At 43.2% G+C, this 7,705-nt stretch carries 8 protein-coding genes; 4 read left to right on the plus strand and 4 right to left on the minus strand.

Going from position 1 to position 7,705, the window contains the following annotated elements; all coding sequences use genetic code 11:
• Positions 1–11 precede the first annotated feature (11 nt).
• Complete coding sequence (locus tag V7K35_RS02860; RefSeq protein ID WP_335076222.1) at positions 12–227, plus strand: hypothetical protein; 216 nt, start codon at positions 12–14, stop codon at positions 225–227.
• Positions 228–581: 354 nt separating this feature from the next.
• On the opposite strand, the gene V7K35_RS02865 is transcribed toward V7K35_RS02860, so the two are convergent.
• Positions 582–1,058: a hypothetical protein gene (locus V7K35_RS02865; RefSeq protein ID WP_335076224.1), complete on the minus strand. Its 477-nt coding sequence runs from the start codon at positions 1,056–1,058 to the stop codon at positions 582–584.
• A 375-nt stretch (positions 1,059–1,433) separates the two neighbouring features.
• Between V7K35_RS02865 and V7K35_RS02870 the strand changes: the two genes are divergently transcribed.
• Positions 1,434–1,646 (plus strand): hypothetical protein, encoded by a 213-nt coding sequence (locus V7K35_RS02870; RefSeq protein WP_335076226.1) that lies wholly within the window; start codon positions 1,434–1,436, stop codon positions 1,644–1,646.
• A gap of 141 nt (positions 1,647–1,787) precedes the next feature.
• On the plus strand, positions 1,788–4,094 hold the full coding sequence (locus V7K35_RS02875; protein WP_335076228.1) for a cation:proton antiporter domain-containing protein: 2,307 nt from the start codon (positions 1,788–1,790) through the stop codon (positions 4,092–4,094).
• 192 nt (positions 4,095–4,286) lie between these two features.
• Here the strand turns inward: V7K35_RS02875 and V7K35_RS02880 are convergent, their stop codons facing one another.
• Both V7K35_RS02880 and V7K35_RS02885 read right to left on the minus strand, forming a co-directional pair.
• On the minus strand, positions 4,287–5,261 hold the full coding sequence (locus V7K35_RS02880) for a diguanylate cyclase (protein ID WP_335076230.1): 975 nt from the start codon (positions 5,259–5,261) through the stop codon (positions 4,287–4,289).
• A 488-nt stretch (positions 5,262–5,749) separates the two neighbouring features.
• Positions 5,750–5,965: an Hfq-related RNA-binding protein gene (locus V7K35_RS02885; protein ID WP_335076232.1), complete on the minus strand. Its 216-nt coding sequence runs from the start codon at positions 5,963–5,965 to the stop codon at positions 5,750–5,752.
• A 69-nt stretch (positions 5,966–6,034) separates the two neighbouring features.
• Here V7K35_RS02885 and dapF point away from each other — a divergent pair, with 69 nt between their 5' ends.
• Complete coding sequence (gene dapF, locus V7K35_RS02890) at positions 6,035–6,874, plus strand: diaminopimelate epimerase (protein WP_335076234.1); 840 nt, start codon at positions 6,035–6,037, stop codon at positions 6,872–6,874.
• On the opposite strand, the gene V7K35_RS02895 is transcribed toward dapF, so the two are convergent.
• On the minus strand, positions 6,858–7,705 hold an 848-nt coding region (locus V7K35_RS02895), incomplete at its 5' end, for a DNA-3-methyladenine glycosylase family protein (RefSeq protein ID WP_335076235.1). The genes dapF and V7K35_RS02895 overlap by 17 nt on opposite strands.

Genomic DNA, 7,705 nt, shown 5'->3' on the forward strand with positions numbered 1-7,705 from the left:
CGACATTGGGGATGGGGCATCCACCTTTGATACTCGTGAACGAGTCTTTTAGCTCCGTTCATCCACCTTTAATACTCGTTCATCCACCTTTGATACTCGTTCATCCACCTTTGATACTCGTGAACGAGTCTTTTAGCTCCGTTCATCCACCTTTGATACTCGTTCATCCACCTTTGATACTCGTGAACGAGTCTTTTAGCTCCGTTCATCTCGTTCCCAGTCTCTGACTGGGAATGCCTAATGTGAGGCTCCGCCTCCCTAACTCGCCGCAGAGCCACAATGATCAGCATTTCCAGCCAGAGACTCTTAACGAGGTTTGCCTAATATGGGGGCTGTCGCCTCCCTCAAGCCATGCAAGGCGATCGCGATAAGTATAGCAACAGCCAAGCTGATTAGGACATTAACAGATGATAAAACTTAGACACAAAAAGGCTTTTCACCCAGTCCCCAGTCCCTTGCTATAAATAAACTACACAGGTAGGGGCACAACATGTTGTGCCCCTACGATTATCTGTACCTCACCTTGGCGTAGCCTAAGAAGAGAAGTTAGAATCTATTGGCAGTCAAAGAAGGTCGTGATTTTAGTCTATATAATCCGTTGGTATTTGCGAATCAACAGTGTTATCTGAAACTATTGGGCGGCTACCATCTATCTCTATAGTATCTTGAACCTGAAAATTACTCTTAGCAATCGGACGTTGACCATCTATTTCAAGAATTTCCTCAACCTCAAAATCACTAGGATCAATTGGACGTTCGCCGTCTAGGACTAGCATCTCATGCTCTTGAAAAGCGCTCTTACCAATGGGGCGTTGACCATCTATATCGATTGTTTTATCAGAATGATTTTCATCCTTGACAATTGGGCGCTCACCATCTATATCAATTGTTTCCTTAATTTCAATGCTACTTGGATCAACTGGACGCTGACCATCTATATTAATTGTTTTAGTTCTCTGTATCAGTTCGTTAGATGATGAACGTATATCAGTTTCATTACCTATTGTCTGCTGATCCAAATTATTTTTAGTAGTATTAGTCTTGTTCGTATTATCCATATTTACCATTGTTTTTGTGAGATTATTTATATAATAATTTGTTTGTTAACAAGGATACTGAAATAGAATTAAAAAATCCTCTACCACAGCACATATAGCATCTCAGACTTGAGAGAGATTTATCACTACTGAGTGCCCTTAGTTCACCGAAAATTTAATGTGCATTGGGGAGCTAGTACCGCAAGGCGGAAGTCAAAAATCAAAAGTCAAAAGTCAAAAGTATTATGGAATAAGCTCTTTAGGGATTTAAAATGGTCTGCTTATTTACGCCGTGCTGTACTAGCTCCTTCTCTAGGAGACACCCGCCGTAGGATGCCCGTAGGGCTGTAGGGCGAACGCGGAGCGTCTCGTAGAGAAGAGGGTTTTCCCCCATGAGTGACTGGTGTCATTAAGCAGTTATTACTGGAGGTAGGAGTTAGAAAACTCGGTTCCTCTATCTTTGATACTCGTGAACGAGTCTTTAAACTGGATGAATCCACCTTTGATACTCGTGAACAAGTCTTTAAACTGGATGAATCCACCTTTGATACTAGCTTTGTACTTCATGCAAAAGAAAACTGGACGTTGCATAGTTGCGGGATGATTTAGCAACTTCCAAAATTCCTCCCTGCCCCCTGCCGCCTTCAAAATAATCAAATTTTGTCGCACCTTCACCAAACAAGCGGTTTGAGAACATAAAACTTTGTATGCTGAATTAATAGGTCTTAATTAATAGTTCTTTTAAAACTGGTGCAAGAAGATTTTAGGCTAATTGTTGATTTAGTTTTAGTTCTAGGAGTTGCAGCCTGTGGCGGACTGTTGGCGGCACTTTTGCGACAACCCGTGCTGCTAGGTTATCTCATAGGCGGGATGATCGTTGGGCCAGCCGGACTGGGACTGATTAAAGAAGTTATTCAAGTAGAGACTCTGGCACAGTTCGGGGTTGCCTTTTTGTTATTCGCCTTGGGTGTGGAATTTTCCTTTGCGGAACTCAAGAAGGTAAAAGCGATCGCTCTTGGCGGAGGTGGACTCCAGATTGCTTTGACGATTTTGATCACAGTTGTGGTATGCGGGTTAACCGGAGCCTGGGGAGCCTTACCTGCTAAGGGAATGTTTTTGGGGTGTATTCTGTCCTTATCTTCCACGGCGGTTGTCCTCAAGTGTTTAATGGAAGCCAACGAAACAGAAACGCCCCACGGGCAAGTAATGCTAGGGATTTTGGTAGTACAGGACTTGGCACTAGGACTGATGTTAGCAGTCTTACCAGCCCTTAACCAACCACCAGAAACTATTGGCATCACCGTGCTAACAGCACTACTGTTGATTGGTTTATTTGCTGCCGGGGCAGTAGCTGCGGGGATTTGGCTGATACCACCTTTGTTGCAACTGTTAGCCCGTACCGAAAGCCGAGAACTATTTTTATTAGGGGTTGTAGCTCTATGTTTGGGCATTGCTTTGTTGACAGAGCATTTGGGGCTGTCGATTGAAATGGGGGCATTTGTCGCAGGTTTGATGATTTCTGAGGTGGAGTACGCCGATCAAACCCTGACTTATGTTGAACCACTGCGAGATATCTTTGCGAGTTTATTTTTTGCCGCCATTGGGATGTTAATCGACCCAGTGTTTTTGTGGAACAACCTAGAATTGATTTTGGTGTTAGTGGCAATAGTTTTCGTAGGGAAATTTTTGATTATCACCCCTCTAGTAAAGCTGTTTCGCTACCCTTTAAAAACAGCCATAATCGCCGGTTTGGGACTGGCGCAAATTGGAGAATTTTCCTTTGTTCTGGCTAGTGAAGGGCAGGCATTGGGGCTGGTGTCCCGACAAATATACTTATTAATTTTGGGAACCACCGCAGTTACTCTCATACTTACTCCCTTTGTCCTGCGGCTAGTGCCATTTTTATTTAACTTTGCCGAATCAATGCCCTGGTTGAAACCGTATTTAGAAGAACAAGAGGCGCGGGATGTGTCGGAAGATTTGCCTTTCAAAAACCATGTGGTAGTCTGTGGCTATGGGCAAGTTGGCAAAAATTTAGTAAAGTTGTTGCTGCAACATGACCTGCCTGTGGTAGTAATCGACCAATCAGAAAGTAGAATTCAGCAGTTGCGTGAGATGGGTGTGTCTTACGTCTATGGCAATTGCGTGAGTTTACATGTTCTAGAAACTGCTGGTGTGAATCATGCCAAAGGAATGGCGATCGCCCTCCCAGACCTGATGAGTACCCGTCTTTGCTTGAAACGCGCTTTGGAATTGCGCCCAGAATTAGATTTGGTTGTCCGTGCTACCCAGGATAAAAATATTGAGGTGCTGTATCAATTGGGAGCCAGAGAAGTTGTGCAACCAGAGTTTGAAGCCAGCTTAGAAATGGCAACTCATTTATTAACTGGCTTAGGCTTGTTGTCGCCAGCTGTTGTCCAACGCCAAATGCAACAAATCCGCAATGATCATTATTTAGAATTGCGCCCAGAGCGTTCTGCTACTGAAGTTGCTCGTGATTTGCGCCAAGCAACCCGCGATTTAAATCAGCGCTGGTATCCTTTACCATCTGCTTCGCCTTTAATTGGCATGAGCATAGAAGAAGTAGATATGCGCTACTTAACAGGAGCGAGTTTGATGGCAATTCGCCGCGCTAACGGGGATGAAATCGATTATCCCAATAATCAAACCAAATTGGAACAAGGCGATCGCTTGCTGATTGTGGGAGCAGATGAAGAATTAGCGGCTTTGGCAGAGTTAGCTAAAGGACAAGCTGTTGTTCCTGGAGAAAATAGTGCTTGTCAGTGGATTACTGTGAATGCAGATGCGCCAACGCTAGGTAAAACCCTTAGAGATTTAGAAATCGGCAAGCAATTTGGAGTACAGGTACAGGCAATCCGGCGAGATGGCAAGTTTATCCGCTATCCTGATGGCGGCATGGACTTGCGAGTTAGCGACCAAGTATTATTATGTGGTGGCTTGACAGGTTTGAGTCAACTAGAACAGTTATTTGCAGTCGGCACTAAAGTACCCCTTTCTATCCCAGTAGTAAAAGCTAGTGAGGCAGAAACTCTTTAAGCGCTTCTCCCTATGGATAATTTATGGAAGTAATTTAATCAGAAATGAACTAATCCAATTAGCAAATATTGACATGAATAATTGTCCAAAAGTTTTTAGGACTTACGCAAAAAACCTCTCAAACTCTCATTCCTCCGTGTACTCTGTGTCTCTGTGGTTCGTTCTTTCATGACCCGTGCGTAAGTCCTGGTTTTATCGCATTCTATGCATTCTGTATAATTCGGAGCTTTCCTGCCTAATCTGTTGGCTTTTCTGCATAACCTCTTGCACTTGCTTCAAAAGCTGTTGGTTTTTCTCCTTAATCTGCTGGGATTTCTGTGTAGACAGCCTTAATTCCTCTCTAATGAGCAAGTTATTTGAGCGCAACTGCTTTACAAGAGTTGCAATCCGCTTTTCTTCTAGATTTTCAGTTTGCTCTTGACCACTGCACACGCGATTGCGTCCTGTTGCCTTTGCTTGATACAATGCTTTATCCGCCGCCACAATTATTTTTTGAAAGTTAGAGTCAGATATAGGAATTTCTGTAGCTAACCCAGCACTCAGGGTTATATAAGGATTAATTTGTGAATTTTCATGGGGAATTACCGCTTTCTGTACAGCAAAGCAAATTTTTTCTGCAATGTGAGCAGCACCAACTATGTCTGTGTTAGACAAAATTACAGCAAATTCTTCCCCACCATAACGGGCAACTAAATCAGTAGGACGTTGAACAACATCTTTCATGACGCTAGCAATTTTACTAAGACAGCGATCGCCCATCGGATGACCATAGGTATCGTTGTAGGATTTGAAGAAATCTACATCAAAAAGGATGAGGGAGAGCGGCTGTTGTGAGCGTGTCATGCGCCGCCACTCAATATCAAGATACTCTTCAAATCGTCGGCGGTTAGCTACTTGAGTTAAGGAATCTATAGTAGCTATAATATTTAATTGATGCAATTCTTCATTCTTCGCTTCTAGTTCTTGCTGAAGTTGGCGACACTCTAGTTCTTGGCTGGCTACCAAAAACTGATAGTCCAAAGTGCTTAAGCTTTTCCCCTGTACCCAGTCTAAGACCTCTAGCAATGCCTGCTCCCACAGTAAACATGACTCATCTTGATAACCGGATGCTAGACAAGCACTAAATCTTTGGCAATAATAATTAAGATTATCTGATTGCACAATCATTTTAATCTATACAAAAATTTAATCGTATTATATGTTTATTTCATTGATGCCTTCTTTAATACTTTTGGAATAGAAAAATCTAAAATGCAAAAGCAAGCGATCGCTATTCTCTGCTAACTTCAGCTAAAAAACTTTCACTAATGGTCTGTAAAATCAATACTACTATAGGACTGATATTTGATTTTTGAAATATACGTAGGGTGCGTTATGCCAAAGGCTAACGCACCACCTCTGATTCTAAGTGCGTTACGCTACGCGATAACACAACGCCAGTCCGCTCAAGTCGGGAAACCCGCCCATACGGCTGGCTCCCCTACAGATACTTAGATTTTTTCAAAAATCAAATCGGATTGCTATAGTTTGGGTTTGTAACGTTAAGGATTTTTTGTAATGGTAGTAAAAATGATTTTTACCACTACAAGGTTTTGCTAATCTGGTAAATTTTAGCCAGCACCGTGGCAAGGGGCGTTTCAAACGCCGATTTATGACTAACTCTTGGGTTTAATATAAGCGATCGCTTGTTTCCAAACAGTGGTTTGCTGACTGTTTTCATCAGCAATACATATACACTGTGGGTCTTGCCATAAAACCCTTCCTGTAATTATATCACCAGTCAGCAGCTTCAACTCTACTGGTATCGTTTGTTTAATCAGGTTTTGGACTTGTCTAATACTAGGCAAAGTGGTGTCAAATTCGGTAAGCATTTTTAGTAAAGATGAACCTACGAGGCAAAATAAAGAGTAACTGATCTTTGATAATTCATCCTTGAGGAAATGGCAATCGAATTTACTAAGTATCATGGTCTAGGCAACGACTTTATTCTGATTGACAATCGCTCGTCATCTGTGCCTGTAGTGACGCCAGAGCAAGCCGTCAAGTTGTGCGATCGCCACTTTGGTATCGGTGCTGATGGTGTAATTTTTGCCCTACCTGGAGAAAACGGCACTGACTACACCATGCGGATTTTTAATTCCGATGGTTCAGAACCAGAAATGTGTGGCAATGGCATACGCTGTTTAGCTGGCTTTTTAGCAGACTTAGAAGGTGAATCCCGGAATAAAGACTCATATCGCATTCATACTTTGGGTGGTGTAATCACTCCCCAACTCATATCTAATGGTCTAGTGAAGGTAGATATGGGTTTACCCAGGTTACTCGCAAGCGAAATTCCCACCACTCTTGCACCCGCCGAAGAAAAAGTAATTTCTCAGCCGTTGGAAGTGGCGGGGAAAACTTGGGATGTCACCTGTGTAAATATGGGAAATCCTCACTGCATTACTTTTGTGGAAGATGTAGCAGCAATTGAGCTAGAAAGCATCGGCCCGAAATTTGAGCATCACCCAGCTTTTCCCCAACGCATAAATACGGAATTTATCCAAGTAGTGCGCCGTGACTATTTGAAAATGCGGGTGTGGGAACGGGGGGCTGGGATTACATTAGCTTGTGGTACTGGTGCTTGTGCTTCTTTGGTAGCTGGAGTGTTAACTGGAAAATGCGATCGCACTGCCACTATAGAATTACCAGGTGGCCCCTTGCAAATTGAATGGTCAGAAATCGACCAACGGGTTTATATGACAGGCCCGGCTGAGAGAGTATTCAGGGGTAAACTGTAACCGACTTAGCAGTGGCATTACTCAAGTAGTAGTGCCATAGAAGTCTTGCAGCAACTGCTCGCCACGGTCGCCAGTGCTGTGTCATTGCTTCTAATTGAACTGGTGTTGGCCGCGTCGCCAATCCTTTGAGTTTTTGTAAAGCGATCGCGATCGCTAAATCGCCTTTGGGAAAGACATCAGGTCGTTGCAGCGCCATTAACAAATAAATATCAACTGTCCAGTCTCCTATCCCTTTGAGACACTTTAGCTCAGTTCTGATCGCAGTTTCATCCATTTTTTCCAACTTGCTGAGGTCAAGCTGACCAGTTGCGATCGCATTTGCCAACCCACGGCAGTATAGAATCTTTTGCCGACTAAATCCAATTCCTCTCAATTGAGCATCATCCAATCTCAGAAAATTTTCTGGTGTCAGCGTTACAACAACCCCACATAGTCGGGTAAATACAGCCTTTGCAGCTGCTACGGAAACTTGCTGTTCCAGAATTATGCACAACAACGTTGCAAAACCCGGTTCTCTTGACCATATAGGTGGAGGCCCCAGTGTTTCTAAAATCCGAGCCAAATCGCTATCGAGATTGGCAAGCACCATTAAACCACGGGTGAGATTTTCTTCAGTCAACGATTCTAGTTCAGGTGTTTGTGCAGTTGTTTCTTCCAATGTCATGTTTGATAAATTACGATCAAAAAAGGGACTGTGAACTTGTTCATCTCTCTCAAATACTCGTTCATCCATCTTAGAACTCCGTTCATCCACCTCAGAACTCCGTTCATCCACCTCGGAACTCCGTTCATCCACCTCAGAACTCCGTTCATCCACCTCGGAACTCCGTT

Source organism: Nostoc sp. (genome assembly GCF_036917275.1).
Taxonomy (GTDB): Bacteria; Cyanobacteriota; Cyanobacteriia; order Cyanobacteriales; family Nostocaceae; genus Nostoc.